Origin of the sequence: Halomonas sp. ALS9, from assembly GCF_001651035.1 — a bacterium.
Taxonomy (GTDB): Bacteria; Pseudomonadota; Gammaproteobacteria; order Pseudomonadales; family Halomonadaceae; genus Vreelandella.
On the sequence record NZ_LXRG01000210.1, the window covers coordinates 44,050 to 64,574 of the forward strand.

17 protein-coding genes are annotated in these 20,525 nt (G+C 54.7%); 9 read left to right on the top strand and 8 right to left on the bottom strand.

The window, feature by feature from the left end:
• Positions 1 to 94: 94 nt before the first annotated feature.
• The gene (locus A6R74_RS19505; protein WP_064236132.1) at positions 95 to 1,024 is read left to right on the top strand and encodes a DMT family transporter; all 930 of its coding nucleotides are present in this window, start codon (positions 95 to 97) and stop codon (positions 1,022 to 1,024) included.
• A 55-nt stretch (positions 1,025 to 1,079) separates the two neighbouring features.
• Positions 1,080 to 1,946 carry a putative RNA methyltransferase gene (locus A6R74_RS19510; protein ID WP_064236133.1) on the top strand — a complete coding sequence of 289 codons (867 nt, stop codon included), beginning with the start codon at positions 1,080 to 1,082 and terminating at the stop codon, positions 1,944 to 1,946.
• Positions 1,947 to 2,058: 112 nt separating this feature from the next.
• Here the strand turns inward: A6R74_RS19510 and A6R74_RS19515 are convergent, their stop codons facing one another.
• Positions 2,059 to 2,265: a cold-shock protein gene (locus A6R74_RS19515; RefSeq protein ID WP_007111402.1), complete on the bottom strand. Its 207-nt coding sequence runs from the start codon at positions 2,263 to 2,265 to the stop codon at positions 2,059 to 2,061.
• Positions 2,266 to 2,663: 398 nt separating this feature from the next.
• Between A6R74_RS19515 and A6R74_RS19520 the strand changes: the two genes are divergently transcribed.
• Both A6R74_RS19520 and A6R74_RS19525 read left to right on the top strand, forming a co-directional pair.
• Positions 2,664 to 3,926 carry a dicarboxylate/amino acid:cation symporter gene (locus A6R74_RS19520; RefSeq protein ID WP_064236134.1) on the top strand — a complete coding sequence of 421 codons (1,263 nt, stop codon included), beginning with the start codon at positions 2,664 to 2,666 and terminating at the stop codon, positions 3,924 to 3,926.
• A 96-nt stretch (positions 3,927 to 4,022) separates the two neighbouring features.
• A complete protein-coding gene (locus tag A6R74_RS19525; protein ID WP_064236135.1) occupies positions 4,023 to 4,502 on the top strand; it encodes a nucleoside deaminase in 480 nt (159 codons plus the stop codon).
• A 96-nt stretch (positions 4,503 to 4,598) separates the two neighbouring features.
• Here the strand turns inward: A6R74_RS19525 and A6R74_RS22060 are convergent, their stop codons facing one another.
• A complete protein-coding gene (locus tag A6R74_RS22060) occupies positions 4,599 to 4,772 on the bottom strand; it encodes a YqaE/Pmp3 family membrane protein (protein ID WP_009722289.1) in 174 nt (57 codons plus the stop codon).
• A 154-nt stretch (positions 4,773 to 4,926) separates the two neighbouring features.
• Between A6R74_RS22060 and A6R74_RS19530 the strand changes: the two genes are divergently transcribed.
• A complete protein-coding gene (locus A6R74_RS19530) occupies positions 4,927 to 7,017 on the top strand; it encodes a TonB-dependent receptor family protein (protein WP_353048331.1) in 2,091 nt (696 codons plus the stop codon).
• A gap of 148 nt (positions 7,018 to 7,165) precedes the next feature.
• Here the strand turns inward: A6R74_RS19530 and A6R74_RS19535 are convergent, their stop codons facing one another.
• The 3 genes from A6R74_RS19535 to A6R74_RS19545 form a co-directional block, all read right to left on the bottom strand.
• Positions 7,166 to 9,718: a glucose/quinate/shikimate family membrane-bound PQQ-dependent dehydrogenase gene (locus A6R74_RS19535; RefSeq protein ID WP_064236136.1), complete on the bottom strand. Its 2,553-nt coding sequence runs from the start codon at positions 9,716 to 9,718 to the stop codon at positions 7,166 to 7,168.
• Between the two features lie 213 nt (positions 9,719 to 9,931).
• Entirely contained in the window at positions 9,932 to 10,930 is a 999-nt protein-coding gene (locus A6R74_RS19540) for an NADP-dependent oxidoreductase (RefSeq protein ID WP_064236137.1), read from the bottom strand.
• 235 nt (positions 10,931 to 11,165) lie between these two features.
• Positions 11,166 to 11,546 (bottom strand): septal ring lytic transglycosylase RlpA family protein, encoded by a 381-nt coding sequence (locus A6R74_RS19545; RefSeq protein ID WP_064236138.1) that lies wholly within the window; start codon positions 11,544 to 11,546, stop codon positions 11,166 to 11,168.
• A 324-nt stretch (positions 11,547 to 11,870) separates the two neighbouring features.
• Between A6R74_RS19545 and A6R74_RS19550 the strand changes: the two genes are divergently transcribed.
• Positions 11,871 to 13,316 carry a hypothetical protein gene (locus tag A6R74_RS19550; protein ID WP_064236139.1) on the top strand — a complete coding sequence of 482 codons (1,446 nt, stop codon included), beginning with the start codon at positions 11,871 to 11,873 and terminating at the stop codon, positions 13,314 to 13,316.
• A gap of 140 nt (positions 13,317 to 13,456) precedes the next feature.
• Here the strand turns inward: A6R74_RS19550 and A6R74_RS19555 are convergent, their stop codons facing one another.
• Positions 13,457 to 14,335: a DMT family transporter gene (locus tag A6R74_RS19555; protein WP_064236140.1), complete on the bottom strand. Its 879-nt coding sequence runs from the start codon at positions 14,333 to 14,335 to the stop codon at positions 13,457 to 13,459.
• A gap of 101 nt (positions 14,336 to 14,436) precedes the next feature.
• Here A6R74_RS19555 and A6R74_RS19560 point away from each other — a divergent pair, with 101 nt between their 5' ends.
• Entirely contained in the window at positions 14,437 to 15,309 is an 873-nt protein-coding gene (locus A6R74_RS19560) for a LysR substrate-binding domain-containing protein (protein ID WP_064236141.1), read from the top strand.
• Positions 15,310 to 15,418: 109 nt separating this feature from the next.
• Entirely contained in the window at positions 15,419 to 15,976 is a 558-nt protein-coding gene (locus tag A6R74_RS19565; protein ID WP_035577052.1) for a cytochrome b, read from the top strand.
• Between the two features lie 52 nt (positions 15,977 to 16,028).
• Here the strand turns inward: A6R74_RS19565 and A6R74_RS19570 are convergent, their stop codons facing one another.
• Entirely contained in the window at positions 16,029 to 17,864 is a 1,836-nt protein-coding gene (locus tag A6R74_RS19570) for a diguanylate cyclase (protein WP_064236142.1), read from the bottom strand.
• Between the two features lie 176 nt (positions 17,865 to 18,040).
• Positions 18,041 to 18,907: a LysR family transcriptional regulator ArgP gene (locus tag A6R74_RS19575; RefSeq protein ID WP_064236143.1), complete on the bottom strand. Its 867-nt coding sequence runs from the start codon at positions 18,905 to 18,907 to the stop codon at positions 18,041 to 18,043.
• Positions 18,908 to 19,138: 231 nt separating this feature from the next.
• Here A6R74_RS19575 and A6R74_RS19580 point away from each other — a divergent pair, with 231 nt between their 5' ends.
• Positions 19,139 to 20,434: an imelysin family protein gene (locus tag A6R74_RS19580; protein WP_121499428.1), complete on the top strand. Its 1,296-nt coding sequence runs from the start codon at positions 19,139 to 19,141 to the stop codon at positions 20,432 to 20,434.
• The last annotated feature ends 91 nt before the right edge of the window (positions 20,435 to 20,525 follow it).

Consider the following 20,525-nt stretch of genomic DNA (forward strand, 5'->3'; position numbering starts at 1 on the left):
ATGACTTTTCCTAAGCCTAGGCCCGATAAGTAATCGTTTGTATGCCGTTTCGCTTCCTGCTGCAATGAGCGCCTTGATGTTATAGGAGCTCACCATGAATAATCAAAGGATAGCCTCAAATGCCCATGCTGCGAGCATGCTAGGGCGTACGCAGCGAAAGTCTGTGGATTCGACGGCTGCATCGCTAATGCTACTGTTTTGTCTGGTGCTAGGGTTTCAGCAGGTGGCGATTAAAGGCGTGGCTGAGGATATCTCACCTGTGGTGCAGATCGCTCTGCGCTCCGCTATCGCCGGTTGTCTGGTGGGATTGCTCGCCTATTGGCGCGGCATTCGCTGGGGGGATGTGGGGCACCACTGGGGCCCTGGGTTACTGGTTGGCCTTGGCTTTGCTGCCGAGTTCGCTTTTGTCGCTTGGGGGCTGACCTACACGCTGGCATCGCATATGTCGGTCTTTCTCTATACTGCGCCTATTTTCGCAGCGCTTGGGCTACATCTTTGGGTGCCGGGGGAGCAGCTCTCCCTTCGCCAGTGGTGGGGCGTTGGCTTGGCCTTTCTGGGCATGGTGATTGCCATGGCGCCGAGCGGTGCCTACAGCACCGATATTCTCATCGGGGATGCGCTGGGTTTGCTGGCCGGGTTCTCTTGGGCGGCGACGACGGTGGTGATCCGCAAGACATCGCTGTCTGAAGCGCCAGCAGAGCTTACTCTGAGTTATCAACTAAGTGTGACGGCACTGCTGCTACTGCCAGTGGCGGCGCTGTCGGGTCAGTTAGTGAGCGCGCAGTTTACTTCCCTGGCGGTTGCTAGCCTCGCTTTTCAAGCGCTGATTATTTCATTTGCCGCGCTGATGCTGTGGTTTACCCTGCTTCGCCGCTATCGCGCGTCCCAGTTGGGCGTGTTCTCTTTTCTAGGCCCACTTTTTGGCGTCCTTTTTGGTACCCTATTGCTTAATGAGCCGCTAAGCATCAATTTTCTGATCGGCGGCGGGGTTATTTTGGTCGGCATTGTCCTGGTGACGCGCTGAATGGCCAGCGCGCCGTGGCACTTCCAGCCCTTCCACAATGGTTACAGAAACAGCTATGAGCATCACTCCTTTCCAGGCGCTGGCCTGCCCATTAGATGGCAAGCCGCTAGCTCACTCGGGCAGCGCTTGGCGCTGCCCTGAGGGGCACAGCTTTGATACCGCCAAGCAGGGCTATGTTAACTTGCTGCCGGTGCAGCAAAAGCGCTCCCACGATCCGGGTGATAGCAAAGCAATGGTGGCTGCAAGGCAGTGCTTTCTTGAGGCGGGGCACTATCAGCCCATTGCGGATGCGGTCAGTCATGCCGTGTTGGGCCATGCTGAGGTTCAATCGCTAAGCAGTGAGCCGTTTAGCTGCCTTGATGCGGGCTGTGGGGAAGGTTACTACCTTCGCCAATTAGCTGACGCTGCGCCTAACGCGCGGGCACTTTCGCTGATGGGATTGGATATCTCTAAGTGGGCAGTGCTGGCTGCTGCCAAACAAGATGCTAAGCAATCACCGCTAAGCAGTTGGGTGGTGGGTAGCAATGCGCACTTGCCGGTGCAAACAGGAACGCTGGATAGCGTGCTGTGCATGTTTGGCTTTCCTGTGACTAGCGAATTTGCTCGTGTGCTAAAAACGGGCGGCGTGCTGCTGCAAGTAGAGGCGGGGCCTGATCACCTGCGCGAGCTGCGGGAAATTATCTATCCCACATTAAAACCCGAACGTTCGAATGAGGTGGGAGTGCCGGAAGGCTTTTCCAACCATAGCAGCGAGAGAGTAAGCTACTCGTTAACACTGAAGGGAAGCGAAGAAATTGCCGATCTGTTGGCGATGACGCCGCATCTTTACCGGGCCAGCGCTGAAGGGCGTGCTCGCGCGGCGGCGCTTGAGATGCTGTTAGTGACGGTGGATGTTCGGGTAGTGCAGTGGCTGAGGGTTTGAAGCCTCTGCTTTATATTCCAAACGCAGCATACTCCAAACGCAACAAGGCCCGCATAAGCGGGCCTTGTTATCCGAACCTCGAAAGGTTCGAGCAAACTGCTAACAATAAATGTTAGGAGATTTGCTTGATGTTTGAAGCTTGAAGACCTTTCTTACCCTGGGTAACGTCAAAAGAAACGTTAGCACCTTCTTGCAGGGTTTTGAAGCCGTCTGCTTGAATCTCAGAGAAATGTGCAAACAGGTCATCGCCGCCGTCAGAAGGAGCAATAAAACCGAAGCCTTTAGTATCGTTGAACCACTTAACTGTGCCAGTAGACATAATAAAATCCTTTCGCGCAAAGCGCTTAGTAAAGTTCCTGGTATCACCCAGATTAATAGCGGATAAAACAAGGAATACAATTACAGTCTTGCCGAAAGATCTCGTACATGTCTATCTCGTACATTTCTAAATCTTTTTCGTACACTTCTGAAACCATGCTTGCTTGCTAACCAACTGACGCTACAGTGTCATGGATCGTAGCGTGTGTCAAAGCCTTTCTGGATTATCTTACCTATGGGGTCAGTGAAAGACGCTATTACCAGCCCATTTTCAATACACTTTCGGTGAGGCCTTTGAAAGCTACCTGCTTTACCACTTGCTAGATATCGCTGTGCCACACTAATAGAGTGGTAGGTACTATTAGACCTACCAATTTCCTCAAATCTTTAGGGACTTAAATGACAAGTATCTGGAAGGCCTATTCACAGGCGTCATTGATTTTACGCGTCACTATCGCGCTAGTGCTGGGGGTTGTGGTTGGCCTTGTCGGTGGTGAGGCAGTGGCTGCTTGGTTGGCGCCGTTAGGGGATTTGCTTCTGCGACTACTTACATTTCTGATTGTGCCTATCGTGCTATTCACACTGATGGTCGGGGTGAACCAGTCCCGCGAGGGCAGTGCCGGTCGCGTCGGCGGTAAGGTGTTCATTTATTACCTGGCCTCTTCGGCGCTGGCGATCATGGTGGGCTTGGCTGTTGCCACGCTGTTTAGCCCCGGCAGTGGTATGTCCTTGGACGAGAGTGCCAGCTTCTCGGTGCCCGAGAATCCAGGCGTTGTGGATACGCTGCTGAATATCGTGCCGGATAATATTATTGGTGCGTTTGCCGAACTCAATATGCTGGGCATTATTTTCACGGCGCTGGTGTTTGGTATTGCGCTGCTAAAAATGCGTCAGTCGGAGCGTCAGCATGCCATGGGGGAACGGCTTTATGGCGTGATTGAGGCGCTCAACGAGGTCACGCTAAAAGTGATGTCAGGGGTGCTGCACTATGTGCCTATCGGGGTGTTTGCGATTGTCGCTGAAACGGTGAGTCAGCAGGGATTGGAAACGCTGCTCTCTTTGGGCGATATGGTGGTTGTACTGTATATCGCTCTAGCAACCCAGTTGCTGATTTATTGCGGCATCATGCGACTGTTTGGCGTGAAGCTGCGCACCTTTTTCCGCGAGGCCCGTACGCCGATGGCCACTGCGTTTGCCACCCAAAGTAGCTCGGGTACATTACCGCTCACTATTAATGCTGCCCACCGCTTAGGGATCCCCAAAAGCATCTATGGCTTCAGCCTGCCGTTAGGGGCTACTTTAAATATGGATGGGGCAGCGATTCGTATCGCTATCTCGGCGGTATTTGCGGCCAATGTGATTGGCGCGCCGTTGGATTTCATTAGCATGGTGCAGATCGTGCTAATTGGCACGCTGGTATCGGTAGGTACGGCAGGGGTGCCAGGGGCCGGTATCATCATGATTGCCACTGTGTTTGCCCAAGTGGGGCTGCCCATCGAGACGGTTGCGCTGCTGGCTGCGATTGATGCGCTGGTGGGAATGGGCGCTACCGCGTTAAATGTGACAGGCGACTTGGTCGGCACCTCAGTCATTGCTCGAAGCGAAGGTGAGCAGTTACAGGAAGTGCCCGAAGGCGACACGCCAGAAGCAGTAAAAGGCTAATCAGCGCAGGTCGTTGAGTAAAGTCGTTGAGACAGTTGTTGAGACAGTTGTTGAGACAGTTGTTGAGACAGTCACTAATCCAGCGGAGAACCTACAATGGATAATCGAGAGCTTGGATATTTGACCCGTGCCGTTGAGCTAGCCGAAGAGGCCCTTAACGCGGGGGATGAACCTTTTGGCAGCGTGCTGGTAAGTGCCGAAGGGGATGTCTTGGCAGAAGACCGTAATCGCATTGCCGGTGGGGATTCAACTCAGCACCCTGAGTTCTTCCTGGCGCGCTGGGCGGCGCAGCATATGACGCCAGAGGCGCGAGCAAAGGCAACCGTTTATACATCGGGTGAGCACTGCCCTATGTGCGCCGCTGCCCATGGCTGGGTAGGGCTTGGGCGAATTGTCTACGTCAGTTCATCTCAACAGCTGAGTCGCTGGCTTGACGATTTAGGTGTGTCCCCATCGCCAGTCGCGATTCTGCCTATTCAGCAGGTGGTGCCTGGGCTCAAGGTGGAAGGCCCGATAGCGGAGCTGGATGAGCGCGTTCACGCGTTGCATAAGCGGCGCCATGCCCGCTTGTCGTAATGACATAAAAAAGCCGCCCAAGTGTTAGCTTGGGCGGCTTCGTCTTTACGCTACGTGGCTCTCAATAACCGGCTATTAAAACCAGGCTGTTAAAACCTAATGTTTCAATATTACATAAAACGCATGAATGATGCCCGGTACGAAGCCAAATAGCGTTAGAATAATGTTCAGCCAGAAATGCCCTTTAAAACCGACCTCAAAAAAAACGCCGAGTGGGGGAAGTATTACGGCAAAAATCATCTTGATTGGATCAGTCGCTGTAAACGCCATGAAGCCTCCTTTGCTTTCATTGGTGTAACTTGTACAAGTGTAGGCACGATCTATCTATTTATCCATGCCTTGGCGAATCCTCTGTGACTAGCCGAGTAGACATTCGTTCAACTCCGCCATTTATTTCCGCTCTATGCTGTTTGGAAGGAATCCCGTGTTCAAAGCATCGTTAAAAAAAGCGTCGTTAAAAAAAGTACCGTTAAAAGTAACTACCACGTCTTTTTGCTTATTAAGCTGCCTGGGCGCAAGCCCAAGCTGGGCGCAAGAGAGTCCGACCGATAGCAATAACTTGGCCACGCTGGAAGTGACGGCGCCTCGGCTATCGCGGGAGCTTTACGCTACGCCCGCTGCGGTTTCAACGCTTGACCACGAAGCGATTGCTCAGGGGCAGCAGCGTACACGGCTGGATGAGGCGTTAGTACGCGTGCCAGGGGTGTTTTTGCAAAATCGCGATAACTTTGCCCAAGGCCAGCGAATCTCCATTCGCGGCTTTGGCGCCCGGGCGCCGTTTGGGGTGCGCGGGATTACTGTGATGGTGGATGGTATTCCCTATACGCTGCCGGACGGCCAGGCGCAGCTGGATGCCATTGATCTGGACAGCGCAGAGCGCATTGAAGTGATCCGTGGGCCCTCTTCGGTGCTCTACGGTAACGCGGCGGGTGGGGTGATTGATGTCACCACCGCCGATGGGCGTGATAACCCTGGCTCGAGTGTGCGCACCGAAGTGGGCAGCGATGGCTACCGCAAGGCGGTTGTGCAAACAGGGGGCGCTCAGGGGGATTGGTCGCACCATGTGAGTTTTTCGGCGCTCAATGTGGATGGCTATCGGGAGCAAAGCTCCACAGAGAAGTACCTGCTGAATGCCAAGCTGCGCCGCGAGCTAGGCAGCGACCGGGCGTTAACCGCGATCATCAATCTGCTCGACAACCCGCGCTCCGAAGATCCCGGCGCGCTGAACGCGCGTGAAGTGGCGAGTGGCCGTGATCAAGCCGCACCTAATTCGCTGGCGCTAGACGCAGGGCAGAATGTCGATCAGCAGTTGCTTGGCTTACAGTACGAAGATTTGTCCGCTGGCTCTGGCGAGCTTTATCTCAAAGGCTTTATCGCCCAGCGTGATTTTGAGCAGCAACTGCCCTACGTGGGCGATAGCCGCATCGGCTACCAGCGCGACTACCTGGGCGCGAGCGCTGAGTATCACCATGAAGTCAGCCTGGGTAGCCTGCCGTTAAGCTATATCACCGGTGTTGATGTGGCCCGCCAGGACGATGAGCGCTTCCGCAACGATGTAAACGGCCAAGGCGTTATCGGCGAGCAGGTGGCGGAAGAGACGCAGACTGCGACCTCGGCGGGAGTGTTTGCCCAGGGCGATCTGGCGCTCACCGAGCAAGTGACGCTTTCGCTTGGCGCACGGTTTGACCGAGTAGAGCTGGAGGTAGATGACCGCTATCAGGACGATGGTGATCAAAGCGGCGAGCAAACCTTCAACGAATGGAGCGGCTCGGCGGGGCTTAGCTATCGTTACCGCCCGCAGCATCAGGCTTATATCAATACCGGTACCGCTTTTGAAACGCCGACGTTCTCAGAGTTTGCTAACCCCGCGGGCGGCGGCTTTAACCCATCGGTGTCACCGCAAAAAGCCTGGAACCGTGAGGTGGGTCTGCGGGGTTATGTAGAGCCGCTGGCGATGGATTACGATTTAGCGCTGTTTTCAGTACGCGTACGCGATGAGCTGGTGCCTTATGATGACGGCGGCCGCACTTTCTATCAAAACGCAGGCGACACCGACCGTGACGGCATTGAGCTGGCGCTGGGTTGGCAGGTGGCCAGCCAGTGGCGGCTAAATAGCGCCCTGACGCTAGCCCGTTATGAGTTTGATCAGTTCGCCACCCCCACTGAAAGCTTCGCTGGTAACCGTATTCCCGGCCTGCCCGAGCAAACCTGGGTCAACCAGCTAACCTGGCAAGGCCTTGATGAGCGCTTTGCCACGCTGGAAACCCAGTATGTGGGCGATTTGGTGGCGGACAACGCTAACGAGACAGAGGTGGATAGCTACTGGCTGGTGAACCTGCGGGTGGGGGATGGTTGGCAGTTGGGTAGCGATACACGGCTAAATGCTTACGTAGGTGTGCGCAATCTGTTTGATGAAGAGCACTACGCCAACGTGCGCTTGAACGGCACCTTTGGACGTTTCTACGAACCTGCTCCTGGGCGCAGTGTGTATGGCGGGCTAGAGGTGCGTTTCTAAGAGGTAAGTTTCTAAGAGATACGTTTCAAAAAAGTGCTCTTTTAAAAGAGAAGTTTTAAAGGCTTTGTAAATAAAAACGGGCGGCGCTCATTGATGAGGCCGCCCGTTCTCGTTGGCGATTGTCCTTACGCGTCGCTAAGCTAACCGATCACTCCGGTAGCGCGTAGCCAATTACATAATCGCCCATCTTGGTACCAAAGGTACCGTGGCCCCCCGCCGTGACGACCACGTACTGTCGGCCATCTTGGCCTGTATAGGTCATCGGGGTAGCTTGGCCACCTGCCGGTAGGCGCGCTTTATACAGCTCCTCGCCGGTGGTGATGTCGTATCCGCGCAGGTACTGATCCAGCGTGCCGCTCAAGAATGACACACCGCCAGCGGTGGTTAATGGGCCGCCTAGCGCAGGAACACCGACGTTCAAACCAATCGGCAGGTCAAACGGCATGCTGTCCCGCGTGGTGCCATTGCGGTGTTTCCATACCACTTCATTGCTTTGCAAGTCGATGCCCGCAACGTCACCCCAGGAAGGCGCTTGGCAGGGTAGGCCGAGTACTGATAGCAGCGGGCCTAATTTAACGGCATAGGGCGCGCCTGCATTAATTTGCAGCCCTTGTTCACTGGCAGAGCCTTCAGCCTCTTCGACTTCTTCGCGGGGCACCAGCGTGGAAACGAAGGCCAAATATTTAGCCCCGGTAAACAGCGCTTGGCGTTCAGGATCCACCGCAACGCCGCCCCAGTTCATTACCCCCACGTTACCTGGATAAACGATGCTGCCTTCCAGCGAAGGCGGTGTGTATTGGCCTTCGTAGCGCAAAGAATTGAACTGAATGCGGCACATCATCTGGTCAAACGGTGAAGCACCCCACATATCGCGCTCGGTGAGCGGCGATGGCAGCAGGTTAAGCGCTGAGCGCGGCTGCGTTTCGGCCGTCCAGTCGCCTTCTACGGCGCCCTGCGGAACCGGTACTTCTTCGATGGGTACAATCGGTTCGCCGGTTTCGCGGTTCAATACATACAGGCTGCCCTGTTTGGTCGGCTGAATAACCGCGGGCTGGGTGCCCTCATTAGTCGCCAAATCAATTAGCACGGGCTGTGCCGGTGTATCCATATCCCATAGGTCGTGGTGCACAAACTGATAAACCCACGCCACCTGACCGTCATCGACGTTAAGTGCTACCAGGCCTGCGCTATAAGTTTCGTCGTTCTCGGTGCGGTTGGCGCCATATTGGTCAGGCGTAGCGTTACCCATGGGCAGGTATACGAGGCCCAGTTCTTCATCAACGCTGATTGGTGCCCATACGTTGGGGGAGTTGCGCGTGTAGGTTTCACCTTCTGGTAGCGGGTCGGTGTTATCGGGATTGCCGCTATCCCAGTTCCATACCAGCTCACCGGTATGCACATCAAAGGCACGGATAACGCCGGACGGCTCGTCGGTGGAGCTATTGTCGGTGACGTGCCCACCTAGAATAACCAGGTTCTCAGTGACCGTGGGCGGAGAGGTGGAGTAGTAACCGCCTGGAGAAAATTCACCGATGTTGTTAGTAAGATCAATTTCGCCGTTATCGCCAAAGCTGGCGCACCGCTCACCCGTGTCAGCATTCAGTGCAATCAAACGCGCATCCGCCGTCGGCAGGTAGAGCCTGCGTGGGCACATAACGTCGGTTTCACTGAGCATTGGCTGTGGGGTGCCGTTTTCTTCTTCAGCCCCAAACATCAGTGACAAGAAGGAGAGATCCAGGCTGAAAATGTCGTTGCTATCGAAGATATCAAAAGAGAGCGCTGTAGCACTGTTCGGGGTAGCGTCACTGTTCGTCTCTTCTGTGCTATCGGTCGCAGCGTCGCTAGTATCAGTAGAATAGTTAGCGGCGTCATAGTAGGCGAGGCCGCGGCAGGTCATATGCGCCCAGCCGGAAAAGTCATCTGCCCCCATGGTGCTGATTTCGGGGTCAAACGCCCACAGGGTTTCGCCTGTTTCAGGAGACAGCGCCATCGCCCGGCTGTGAGACGTACAGATATACAAACTGTCGTTCACTTTTAGCGGGGTATTCTGATTGGTGATTTCCGGGGGCGCGTTGGGGCCCGCTTTGTCACCGGTTTGAATGCGCCATACCTCTTCAAGCTCGCCGATGTTGTCCGGGGTAATTTGATCAAGGGAAGAGTAGTGGGTGCCCGCATTGGTACCGCCATAGGCGGGCCAGTCATCGTCCGCCACTTGGGCAGGGTTAACGCTATCGGCCGTTGATGAGCGGTTAGTTGCCAGCGACCCTTCGATAGCGCCGGGGTCGTTAAACTGACTGGCAATGGCCACGATAACCGCGGCAGCAATGCTACCAACAAGCGCCAGGCTGCCGCCTTTTGAGTGCAGCGGCTTACGCCACCAGGGCAGAAGCAGCAGAATGCCAATCAAGCAGAGAATGGCGACGCGAGGCACTAACTGCCACCAGTCGAGGCCAACCTCCCACAATGCCCACACCAAAGTGGCGAAAAGTATCAGCGCGTAGAGCCACAGCGCGGCGCCGCGACGCAGAGCAAATAAAACGCCGCAGGCAATAATACTAAGTCCGGCAATTAAGTAGTAGGCGCTGCCGCCTACGCTGACGAGCTTGCTGCCGCCAAGAGCGAGCGCCAAGCCGACAATAAGTAGTAACAGGCCAGCGACAATCGCTGGCCCTTTACCGTGATCGCGCGTGCTTTCTTCCATGAGATGTCCCCTTGTAACAATGTACCAACAACGCGCTCTAACCCATCGACAGCGCCGATGGGTTAAAACACACATTTCTTAAAGACAATTTTAATTATCAATTCGCTATTGGTCTAACGTTTTGATAATTTTTTCTTAGTTGAAGCCCTGGCCGAAGCGCAACGCGTGCTGCGGCCAGGGTGCAATAAGGGTGGTATAGAGATGAGCGGAACGCTACAGTTTGACCAGCATTTTACCGGTGTTGCCGCCATCAAACAGGGCGAGGAAGGCGTCGGGCGTGCTTTCTAAGCCCTCTTTCACGGTCTCTTTATAATCCAGTTTACCTTCCGCTACCTGGGGAGCCACTTCGTTTAGGAAATAGGAGTAGCTCGCCCAGTGATCGGTGACGATAAAGCCCTGCATTTTGGCTTTGCGCATAATTAGCTGAGCAAGATTACGAGGGCCAGGAGCAGGTTCTTTGGCATTGTAACCATCAATCATGCCGCACACGGCAATCCGAGCGCCTTCATTAAGCTGGCTAAGTGCCGCTTCAAGACAAATGCCGCCGACATTTTCGAAATAGACGTCGATACCGTTGGGGCTGGCGAGTTTAATGGCATCGCCAAGCTCGTGAGCGTCTCTATCTTGGTAGCTGACCGGCTCGACGCCCAATGACTCCAGCCATGCGAGCTTATGAGCGGCGCCCGCAATACCCACCACATGACAGCCCTTCGCTTTAGCCAATTGGACGGCTAACGAGCCAACTGCGCCGCTGGCCGCGCTGACTAAAACATTGTCGCCAGGCTTACATTCGGCAATCAGGTTGAGGCCAGTCCAGGCGGTCATGCCAGGCATGCCCAGCACACCCAGGTAGGCCTGCTCGGGAACGTCGAGATCGGGTAACTTGGTGACGCTCTGTGCGGGAAGTTGGGCAACATCCCGCCAGCCGCCCATATGGCTGACTTTGTCGCCCACTTTCAGGCTTGAATCATTGGACTCGATCACCTCACCAATGGCGCCACCTTCCATCGGTTTGCCGAGTTCAAACGGCTCCACGTAAGTGCGAATACCGCTCATGCGACCACGCATGTAGGGGTCGACGGAAAGCCAGTGATTACGAATGCGCACTTCACCCTCGGCTAGATCGGGTAGGGTTTGTGTTTCCAGCTTGAATAGTGCGCGGTCGGGTAGGCCGTTGGGGTAATCGGTAAGCGTATAAAATTGTGACTGCATAAGTGCCTCCTGCAAATAGCGTGTTGAACTCCTTGCAGCATAGAGACACTTAGCCTGCTTGCAAGTTCGTTAATGTATCGGGAAGTAAGTCACATGAGGTAAGCCGCATAAGAAAACAGGGCGAACCATCGCTGGTCGCCCTGTCTGTTTGCTGTCTTGTGTTAATGGTGCTTTGTGTGCTGTCACATTGATTAGGCTAAGGGGTATCACACAACAATCAAGGATGTGTTATCCGTTAATCCAACAGCGTTACCATCACTGGAGCTGTACCGCGGCGAATCATGCCAAGCTTCGCAGCCGCGCGTTTAGATAAATCAATAATGCGTCCTTGAATAAAGGGGCCGCGGTCATTGATCAGTACTTCTACCTCTTGCCCCGTGTCCGGGCGTGTCACCAACACCTTCGTGCCAAATGGCAAACTCGGATGTGCGGCGGTCAATGCCTGCTGGTCAAAGGGCTCTCCGCTGGCAGTGGTCGCGCCTTGAAAGCGGTCACTGTAAAAGGAGGCAACGCCTTCCTGCGTTTCTGTCTCATGTGCAAAAGCACTGTTGGCAGCACTGCTTACTACTACTGCTGCCAAGCAAATCGTTCGGATCAGTCTTTTTTGGGCTCCCATAGGAGTACCTCGGTTTTGCGTGTTGCGAATCCCGCACTCTTGATGAGGTGCCTGATAGGCCTGTCGATACTACCCTTGTCGCAACGAGTCAGCAAGCTTTGAGAAGATCGATGCAGATAGGTTCAATTTCAAGATTTTTTAATCTCTACTTATGTGGCCTTGGGTTTCAGTGACTTATCAGCCTAGGTATGAAACGCATAGAGAAAGATTCTTGTGCAATGCAGCATTTTTCATTAAACGCTCACTTTAATTGAGTAAGCATCTTATAATCAAAAGTGCTTATCTAATTAATGATTGTCATTGCGACTCAACAAGGAACCGCTCATGGCTAAATCCTCTTCGTTTGCGTTTGTATTGGTGGCGGTTGGTGGCGCCGCCGTTGGTTTTCTCGCCGCTCAAATTATTCCCTTGCCAGGGCAAACCGCCGATGAAGTGCCTGCCGAAAGCGCTGAGATCACCGATCAGCCGCCGGTTGCCGAGGCTATTGTTGGCCTTGAAAAGCTCACCCTTGATGAGCGCCTGCGTGGCGAAATAACCTCGGCCAGCGAATTGAACGGTAACGATGGTAGCCGCTTTATGCGCTATGCCATTTCACTGGAAGAGGATGAGATTGTTGAGGTTTCTCTCAACGGAGCCCTGCAGGGCGTTGTGGCGCTTTATGATGACCAGCTACAGCTGCTTGATAATGCCCCTGTCGTGCGCCACCGTATTGAGGAGAGCGGTGACTATGTGGTGGTGGTTAGCGGTGTCGATGCCCATAGCTATGGCCCGTTTACCGTTGTCAGCCGCACCGTTGAGTTGACGGATGCCGACACGGTGGCCGTGGGCGAGCCAATCGACAGCTGGTTGCAAGGCGATGCCCGTGAAATCACCCTGAATATAGAAGAAGCGGGTCTTTACCAGTTGGAAATGCGCTCTGACGACTTCGACGCCTACCTGGAGATTAAAGGGCCGAATGGTTACGCTCGTGAAGACGACGACAGTGCTGGTGATTTAGACGCGCGCATTGCCGATTTCCTGGAGCCGGGTGAATACACTCTGACAGCACGCAGCGCCTACGGTGATGGCAATGGCGTTTATACGCTCTCAGTCGCGCCTCACGAGTTGCCGGGTAATGGTGAGCTGCGTAATGATGGAGCGCTAACCCCAGATGATTCTCTCAACGGTTGGTACAGTGGTCAGGATCTTAGCTACCAAGTAGAGGTAGAAGAAGCGGGTATGTACCAGATAGAAATGCGCTCCAGCGACATCGATTCTTACCTGGTGCTTGAGGGGCCTAACGGTTACTACCGCGAAGATGATGACAGTGCCGGTAATCTGGATGCCAGCATCGCTGATTTCCTTGCCCCCGGTGAATATCAGTTAACGGCACGCACTGCCTATGGCGAGAGTAGTGGGATGTTTACGCTCTCCATGGAACCGCGGGATATGCCCGATGTGGATCTGCGTAATGAAGGCATGCTTACCCCTGGTGAATCGCTCAACGGTTGGTACAGCGGTGAACCGCTGACGTACCAGTTGGAGGTGACTGAGAGCTCGCTAGTGACGTTGGAAATGCGCTCTGCTGATTTTGATACCTTTATAGAGATCAGTGGCCAAGGTTTTGTCGCCAGCGATGACGATGGCGCGGGCGGTACTGACTCACGGCTTCAGGAGCCCTTGCTGCCCGGCACTTACACGGTCAGCGCTCGGGGCTTTAGCGCTACCGGTAGCGGCTTATTCGAACTAAGCCTTGAGATGGAACCGACGAATATTCCCCCAGAGCTTTGATGATTAGCTTTAATGATTAGCGTTGATCGATAATGCCCAACGCCCCTGTTGCTTATCGTGATAGGGGCGTTGGTCGGTAGTGAGGAGTAAATTGTTAGGTGTAAGGAGTATAAATAGTAAGTAGTATAAATAGTAAGGAGTTAACGGCCAGCTTTGAGGCAGCCTACCACCACCAGCACGGCTGCGGCGGGTAAACGCCAGTCGAGTACGCTCATGCCTGCCAGCACCAGCAGCAGGGCGGCCAAGATCGGCACGCCATACGCCAAGCTGCCCACTAGGCTCGCGTGGCCCCAGCGCAACGCTTTATCCCACGCCACCATGGCGACTCCGTAAGGCCCTAACCCCAGGGCAATACCTGCCAACAATGCTTCTCCACTGGGAAATGCCAGCGTGCCTTCGAGTGCCAGGCTCGCCGCTACGGCAATAGCGCAAGCGATGAGCAGTAGCCGCGGCAGCAGTGGCGTTAATGCTACTGGCGCTGCTTGGCTTAACCATGAATAGATTGCCCAGCAGCAGGCGGCCAACAGGGCTAGCGCATAGCCTGTGGTGGCGCCACCCAGACCTCCATTGATGGCTTGAGGAACCAGCAGCAGCGCCGCACCCGAAAACGCAATCAGCGCGCCGATAACCCCAGCAATTTGCAGGCGGCCACAACGGCTCCACTGGCTGAGTAACACAAACAGCACCGGCCATGTGTAGGTAATCAGCGCCGCCTCGGCAGCGGGCGCTAACCGCATGCCAATAAAGTAGGTGCTGACGGCGCCAAAGATGAGAAGCGGAATACCCACCCAAACGCTGAGCTGCCAACCCGTGCCGCAGGCGGCTACGTTTACGCGGCGGCTTAACGGAAGCGTTGCCAATGATCCCGCTAACAGAGTAACGGCGGTAAGCTGCAAGGGCGGAGACGCTTTGGCAAATTCAGCCAGCAGCGGTGCCGCACTCCAAAGCATCACGGCCACCAGCGCCGCACCAACACTGTACCAACGTGGGAATAACGCGGGGGAGTGAACGGGATGCATAAGAGATCTCCTTGATTTGAGCAGTTGCTGGGCAGCATACTCATCATCAATGCATCACAATATCGATCTTTTATGATCGGTTTCATCAAGCTTGGTGATATATGCGTGCACCCACGTTAGACCTAACCCTGCTGCGCACCCTGGTAGCCATTGCGGATACCGGCAGTGTGACCGCAGCCGCTAAACGGTTGGCGTACACCCAATCCACCGTAAGCATGCAGCTGCAGCGATTAGAAGCACAGCTATCGCTCACGCTGCATGAGCGGGAAGGGCGAAGAATACGCTTTACCTCAGAAGGGGAGCGCCTACTTAACCATGCCCGGCGGCTCTTAGCGCTTAACGATGAAGCGTGGAGCGATATGCAGGCGCGACAGGTAACAGGGGATTTGACCCTCGGCATTCCTGAAGATTACGCCTCGCTGCTGCCCTCAGTATTCGCATACTTTCATCAGCTCTACCCCGCCGTGGGGCTCAAGGTGATCTGTGGCACCAGCACACATCTCGTTGAGCAGGTTAAGGCTAAAGAGTTGGATCTCGCCCTGGTGACCCGGCAGCGTAATTCACCGGGCGGCGATGTGATTCGTCGGGAACCGCTGCTGTGGGCGGTCGGTATGAACCAGCAGCCGCTGCTTAGTGACCCGCTGCCCCTGGCACTCTATTCACCGGGGGCAGACGTATTTCGTGAAGTAGCCGAGCAAGCGTTGCAATCAGCCGGGCGTAGCTGGCGTGTGGCCTATACCAGCCAATCCATGGCCGGGCTAGCACCGATTGTTACTGCTGGACTGGCCATCGTAGTGGTGACTCGCAGCATGCTAACCCCTGCGTTGAGGCCGCTGGATGAGAGCAGTGGGCTGCCTGCGCTGCCGATGATTGAGCTGGCGCTGCACCGGGCACCGCACCGACCTTCGGAGCCTGCGCGTCGATTGGGAGAGTTAATACGCGAGCAGTTGGCCGTGCCTGAACAAGCGCTATAAGGTATTTCGTCAGTAACGTTTAGCGTTGATGGCCGCGTAGTGCTTTAATCAGCGCAAGGGAGCGTTACTGACTAGACTAAAAAAATGCAATGGCTGTTAGGAGCACTACATGCACGAACTGGATCACTATATCTACCCGCATCGGGTACTGCACTGGCTGGTGGCGGGCGCGGTGTTGCTCTCCTTGGCTAGCGGTTTAACGTTAGGCTTTTTAGGTTATGAACGCACCGTCGCTTTAGTCGGCAATATGCTCACGAACTTGCTGTATACCAGCCATAAAACGCTGGGTGTGCTGATCCTGCTACTAATGACGCTACGTATTATTACCCGTCTGGCCTTCGTGGTGCCTGACCATGAGCCGCCTTTAAACGCCTTCGAGCGAGTGGTGAGTACCAGCGTTCATCATTTGCTCTATTTAGCGCTCATTATCATGCCTTTGTTGGGCTGGGCGGCAACGGCCAGCGGTGGATTCCCCGTTGAGTTTTTTCACTGGCATTTGCCAGGGTTAATCGGCGAGCGCGAGCAGCTATCTGAACAGCTGTTTATGTGGCATGAACGTTTGGGGTGGGCCATTTTAGGCTTGGTGGTACTGCACGTCGCGGGGGCGATATTCCATTGGAAAATCAAGCGCGATAACGTGATGAAGCGAATGAGCCTGTTTGATTAACCGTCTTGAAAATGGCTAAAGACTAAATTGCCAAGGACTAAATCGCCGAGGACTAACTCGCCGAGCCGTAGCGGTAACACTCTACTGCTTGGCGCGATTTGACAGTGTACATATGGCTATCGGCCTCCCGCAGCAGGCTTTCAAGCGTAGCGTCGTCCGTTCCTTGGCAAGTGCTTACCCCGATGCTCACGCTGACACTGACTCGCTCCCCGCAGGGGAGCTTGATCGGTGAGCGAATAGCTTCTTCGACTCGAGCCTGTATGTTATCAAGCGTATCGTCGGGTTCGATATTCTCCATGATAATAACGAACTCATCGCCGCCAAAGCGTGCGCAGTGGTCGCCCGTACGTGCCAGATGGGCAATGCGTTTAGCTATTTGTTGTAATACAAAATCTCCCGCCTCATGGCCGTAACAGTCGTTAATGGGTTTGAAACGATCAAGATCGAGCATCAGCAATGCCAGTCGTTGGTTGTATTGACGATTGCGCTCCAGCGCTTCTGCTGCACAGTGGGCGAGGCCGTGGCGATTTAATAAACCGGTCAGCATATCGCAGCTGGCTAAATGCTCCAGCGCACGAGTGCGGGCGGCGACTTTTTGTTCCAACACGGCTTCCTGCTTTTTAAGTGCAGTTAACATAGCTGCTTGAGCACGCTCTTTTTGCCTTTTAAGTTTGTTAAAGCGTGATGCCAAAGCAAACGAGAGCAGCAACATTTCTAGTGCAGAGCCAATTTGAATGCCGTGCAGGGTAATAAAGTTGGCGGGCAGTACGCCCAGGTTGCGCAGCGCGAAGGTGCCAGCGCCGAGCAGGAACACTGACCACGCAAACACGAACAGTCGGGCGCTTGGCACCCGTCTTAAGCTGCAGTAGCCACCACATATCAGCAGTAGTAACGCAGCCATAAAGCCCGTCACATCCATGAGATGAAGCGCCGCAGGAATCGGTAGCAGCAGTGACGCGATAACGGCCAGCCAGCAGTAACTGCGAAAGGTGTTTAATATCTGATGCCAGCGTGGGCAGTATGTCTCGGTGTTAAGAAAACTCTGCGCAAACAGCGTAGCCATGGTAGAGGCGAAGGTGAAACCGAGTGCCACCAAGCGTGACGTGTTCTCACCCAAAAAACTCCAAAACATCAGTGTGCCAATGCCATTAAATGCCAGGATGGCAAGCCCAAACCCAGCGACAAATAGCGAGTAGTGAAGAAATACGCGCTCTTTAAAGCCAAAAAATAGCAGTAAGTTGTATAAACCCATCGCCAACAGCATGCCGAAATAAGTGGCCAGCCAAAAATTATGCTGATCGTTTTGAGTATAAAAGGTCTTGGGTGTTAATAAATTATAGCTAAGCATCTTGCTGCCCGATGCAGCCACATGGGTATACAGGGTAACAGTCTCAAAGGCGGCCAGCTCAAGGGGAAAAACCGCTTGGCGGTGGGCGAGCGCGCGCCGTTCAACGGGAACCGCACTGCCGCTTATTTGCACTTCACTCAGTTGCACCTCACTCAGCTGTACTTTGCTGAGCTGTTGGCGAAACGTGTAAAGCGTCACGTAATCCAGAAACGGGTACTCAAACTCCACCACCCAACGTTGGGGAATCGGCGAGTCGTTGCGCACCTGAGTGCGCAGCCATACATCACCTCGGGTATAGCCGAAATTTAAATCTTCGGCGTGGTGGGTAGGTTTAAAGGAACGCGGTTTGGCGAGTAGATCGTTAATCGTTAAAGACGCTTCGTCGGCGTGCCAGAACTCGTTATAAGCGGCAAGTGAATAGCTCGCTTGGCTTGGCGATGCGGACAAAAGAGTGCTTGCCTGGGCCCACGGCATAAAAAAAACCGCAAGCAGCAGCAACAGGCCGGTGTAAACACCCGCCGTTAAACGTATTGCATGCATTAGGGTATCGCTTTTTTCGTTTTTTTACCCCGTCCGCTGTTCCCTGGGTTCCCTCACCCGCCGGGGGCCGCTAATTCGTCGACATAGCGCTAGCTGCTCAAATTTCCCTGTGCCGTACGATAAGCTCTTTGAGTGTAGTTGGCTTTGGCAAAAGATCGTGTCTAAAACCCTCATACTTAATGAGTGACATAACTCAAATGCTGAGTAAGTCGCTGAATGAGCTGTCCGCTGTGGCGCCAAAAATGCCAATAAAGTGGCACCGCTAAAGAGTGGCCGGGAGCAACACTGGTTAATTGACCGCTTGCCATTAATTCGCCGACCTGTAGCTGGGGCATCATGCCATAGCCGATACCGGCCGCGGCTAAGCGCACAAACCCTTCTGAAGAAGGGCAAAGGTGGTAAGGAAAGCGGCCATGGTAACCGCACTGGGCGAGAAACTGGTGCTGCAACTGATCATGGGGGCCGAAGACAATGGCAGGTGCCTGTTGAAAAGCTTCATCGTTGGGCCCTTCCGGGAAGTGGCGCGCCACATAATCGGGTGAGGCGAGTGGGTGGTAGTGCATTTCGCCTAGCGCCACACAGCGTGCCCCGGCAATCGGCTGTGGAGTGGCGCATAGGCAGGCGGCTACATCGCCATCGCGCAAGCGCTTAAGGCCGACATCCTGGTCTTCAATTACTAGATCCAGCAGTACCCCCTCCTGCTGGCAGATATGTGCGACGGCCTGAGCCCACCAGGTGACCAGGCTATCTGCATTGATCGCGATACGCAGGCGCGGTGCTTGATCATCCAGCGTGGGTAGGGAGCCCCGCAGGTCTCGCTCTAATAGCTGCACTTGCTGGTAGTGGGTCAGCAGCCGCTGGCCCGCAGGCGTGGGGGCTAAGTGCGGGTGGCGAACCAGCACTGGCTGGCCCAGGCGAACTTCCAGCGCTTTGATGCGCTGGGAGACGGCCGACTGCGAAAGCCCCAGCATATCGCCTGCGCGCTCGAAACCAGCGCATTCCACCACTGTCGCTAAGGCGTGAAGTAGTTTGTAATCCAGCATGGCGGTGTTCCCATTCCATAGCAGCAAAAAAGTGACGTAAAACAAAAAAATGGCGATTAAACCCGGCGGTGCGATTAATATGAGATTTAATGGGATTGAATCTCATAGGCCAATGAATTACATTTCAACTTGAGATGTAACACCAACGCTAGCTAGATGCCTTAGCACTTTATTTTAGTTATTTGTGTATTTTAGCAGTTTCTGTAACGCCATAGCCCAAAGGACACTATCATGCCCGCCATCATGCTCCGTCGCCCTCTTGCTGGCATCGTTGCGCTTAGCGCGCTGATGCCTTTCGCCGTATTTACTGCCAACACTGCTGCTGCCGACACCGTTAGCGCCGATGCCGTGGTGACCCACTACGCCGACTTGGCGCATGCCAATTACGCCGATGCACTCAACGCCGCCGAGGTGTTGAACGAGCGCATCGACGAATTGCTGGCCAATCCCACTACCGAGACCCTGAACGCAGCCAAGCAAGCTTGGCTGCAGGCGAGGGTGCCTTATCAGCAGAGCGAAGTGTTTCGCTTCGGCAATGCCGTGGTAGACGATTGGGAAGGGCAGCTAAACGCCTGGCCCCTCGATGAAGGCATGATTGATTACGTCGAAGGCGATGACTACCAGCACGAGCTGGGCAACGAAGGCGCCACGGCCAATATCATTGCCAACGAGCAAATCAATGTTGGGGGCGAAAGCCTGGACGTCAGCGAGATTACCCCGCAACTTCTGGCCGATCTAAATGAAATCGGTGGCTCGGAAGCCAACGTCGCTAGCGGCTATCATGCCATCGAATTTTTGCTCTGGGGCCAGGATCTGAACGGCTTTGAGGCAGGTAGCGGGGAGCGTCCGGTCAGCGATTACCAAACCGGCGATGACTGCACCCATGGCAACTGCGACCGTCGTCGCACGTACCTAGACGCGGTATCCGACCTGCTAGTCGACGACCTGGAGTGGATGGTCGCCCAGTGGGCGCCGGATGCCGAGGGCAACTATCGCCAGGAGCTGTTGGCGGAAAGTGATCAGGAGGGCTTGCGCCGCATGCTGTTCGGTATGGGCTCGCTGTCCCTGGGGGAGCTTGCCGGTGAGCGCTTAAAGGTCGCTCTTGAAGCCAACTCTTTTGAGGATGAGCACGACTGCTTCAGCGACAATACCCACAACTCCCATTACTACAACGGTCAGGGTATTCAAAATATTTACACCGGCACCTATCAGCGCCTTGATGGCAGCGTGGTAGAGGGGCCTTCAATGAAGGACTTGCTAACCCAGGAAGATGGCGAGCTTGCCGATACGCTTGCTCAGCAGCTCGACGCCACGATGGTGCGTCTTGACGCTATCAAGCAGGCGGCGGAAGCCGAGAGCTCGCCGATGGCCTTCGACATGATGATCGCGCCGGGCAATGAGCAAGGCAGCGAACTGATCAATGCGGCGATTCTCACTCTCGTTGCCCAAACGGGATCCATCGAACAGGCGGCTGGCAAGTTAGGGGTTACCTCCTTGCAGCCTGACGATGCTGGTCACCAGTTCTAGGATCAACTGGCGTTGCAATGTAAGCCGCCGGCAGCATCGCTGTCGTGCGGCTTTTGCTTTCCTGACAAGCGATTAGGTACACAAGGTAGAG

Excerpts from the sequence above, each read along its gene's own strand:
- A6R74_RS19505 (WP_064236132.1), top strand. The coding sequence starts at position 95 with ATGAATAATCAAAGGATAGCCTCAAATGCCCATGCTGCGAGCATGCTA.
- A6R74_RS19510 (WP_064236133.1), top strand. The coding sequence starts at position 1,080 with ATGAGCATCACTCCTTTCCAGGCGCTGGCCTGCCCATTAGATGGCAAG.
- A6R74_RS19515 (WP_007111402.1), bottom strand. The coding sequence starts at position 2,265 with ATGTCTACTGGCACAGTTAAGTGGTTCAACGATACTAAAGGCTTCGGT.
- A6R74_RS19520 (WP_064236134.1), top strand. The coding sequence starts at position 2,664 with ATGACAAGTATCTGGAAGGCCTATTCACAGGCGTCATTGATTTTACGC.
- A6R74_RS19525 (WP_064236135.1), top strand. The coding sequence starts at position 4,023 with ATGGATAATCGAGAGCTTGGATATTTGACCCGTGCCGTTGAGCTAGCC.
- A6R74_RS22060 (WP_009722289.1), bottom strand. The coding sequence starts at position 4,772 with ATGGCGTTTACAGCGACTGATCCAATCAAGATGATTTTTGCCGTAATA.
- A6R74_RS19535 (WP_064236136.1), bottom strand. The coding sequence starts at position 9,718 with ATGGAAGAAAGCACGCGCGATCACGGTAAAGGGCCAGCGATTGTCGCT.
- A6R74_RS19540 (WP_064236137.1), bottom strand. The coding sequence starts at position 10,930 with ATGCAGTCACAATTTTATACGCTTACCGATTACCCCAACGGCCTACCC.
- A6R74_RS19545 (WP_064236138.1), bottom strand. The coding sequence starts at position 11,546 with ATGGGAGCCCAAAAAAGACTGATCCGAACGATTTGCTTGGCAGCAGTA.
- A6R74_RS19550 (WP_064236139.1), top strand. The coding sequence starts at position 11,871 with ATGGCTAAATCCTCTTCGTTTGCGTTTGTATTGGTGGCGGTTGGTGGC.
- A6R74_RS19555 (WP_064236140.1), bottom strand. The coding sequence starts at position 14,335 with ATGCATCCCGTTCACTCCCCCGCGTTATTCCCACGTTGGTACAGTGTT.
- A6R74_RS19560 (WP_064236141.1), top strand. The coding sequence starts at position 14,437 with ATGCGTGCACCCACGTTAGACCTAACCCTGCTGCGCACCCTGGTAGCC.
- A6R74_RS19565 (WP_035577052.1), top strand. The coding sequence starts at position 15,419 with ATGCACGAACTGGATCACTATATCTACCCGCATCGGGTACTGCACTGG.
- A6R74_RS19570 (WP_064236142.1), bottom strand. The coding sequence starts at position 17,864 with ATGCATGCAATACGTTTAACGGCGGGTGTTTACACCGGCCTGTTGCTG.
- A6R74_RS19575 (WP_064236143.1), bottom strand. The coding sequence starts at position 18,907 with ATGCTGGATTACAAACTACTTCACGCCTTAGCGACAGTGGTGGAATGC.
- A6R74_RS19580 (WP_121499428.1), top strand. The coding sequence starts at position 19,139 with ATGCCCGCCATCATGCTCCGTCGCCCTCTTGCTGGCATCGTTGCGCTT.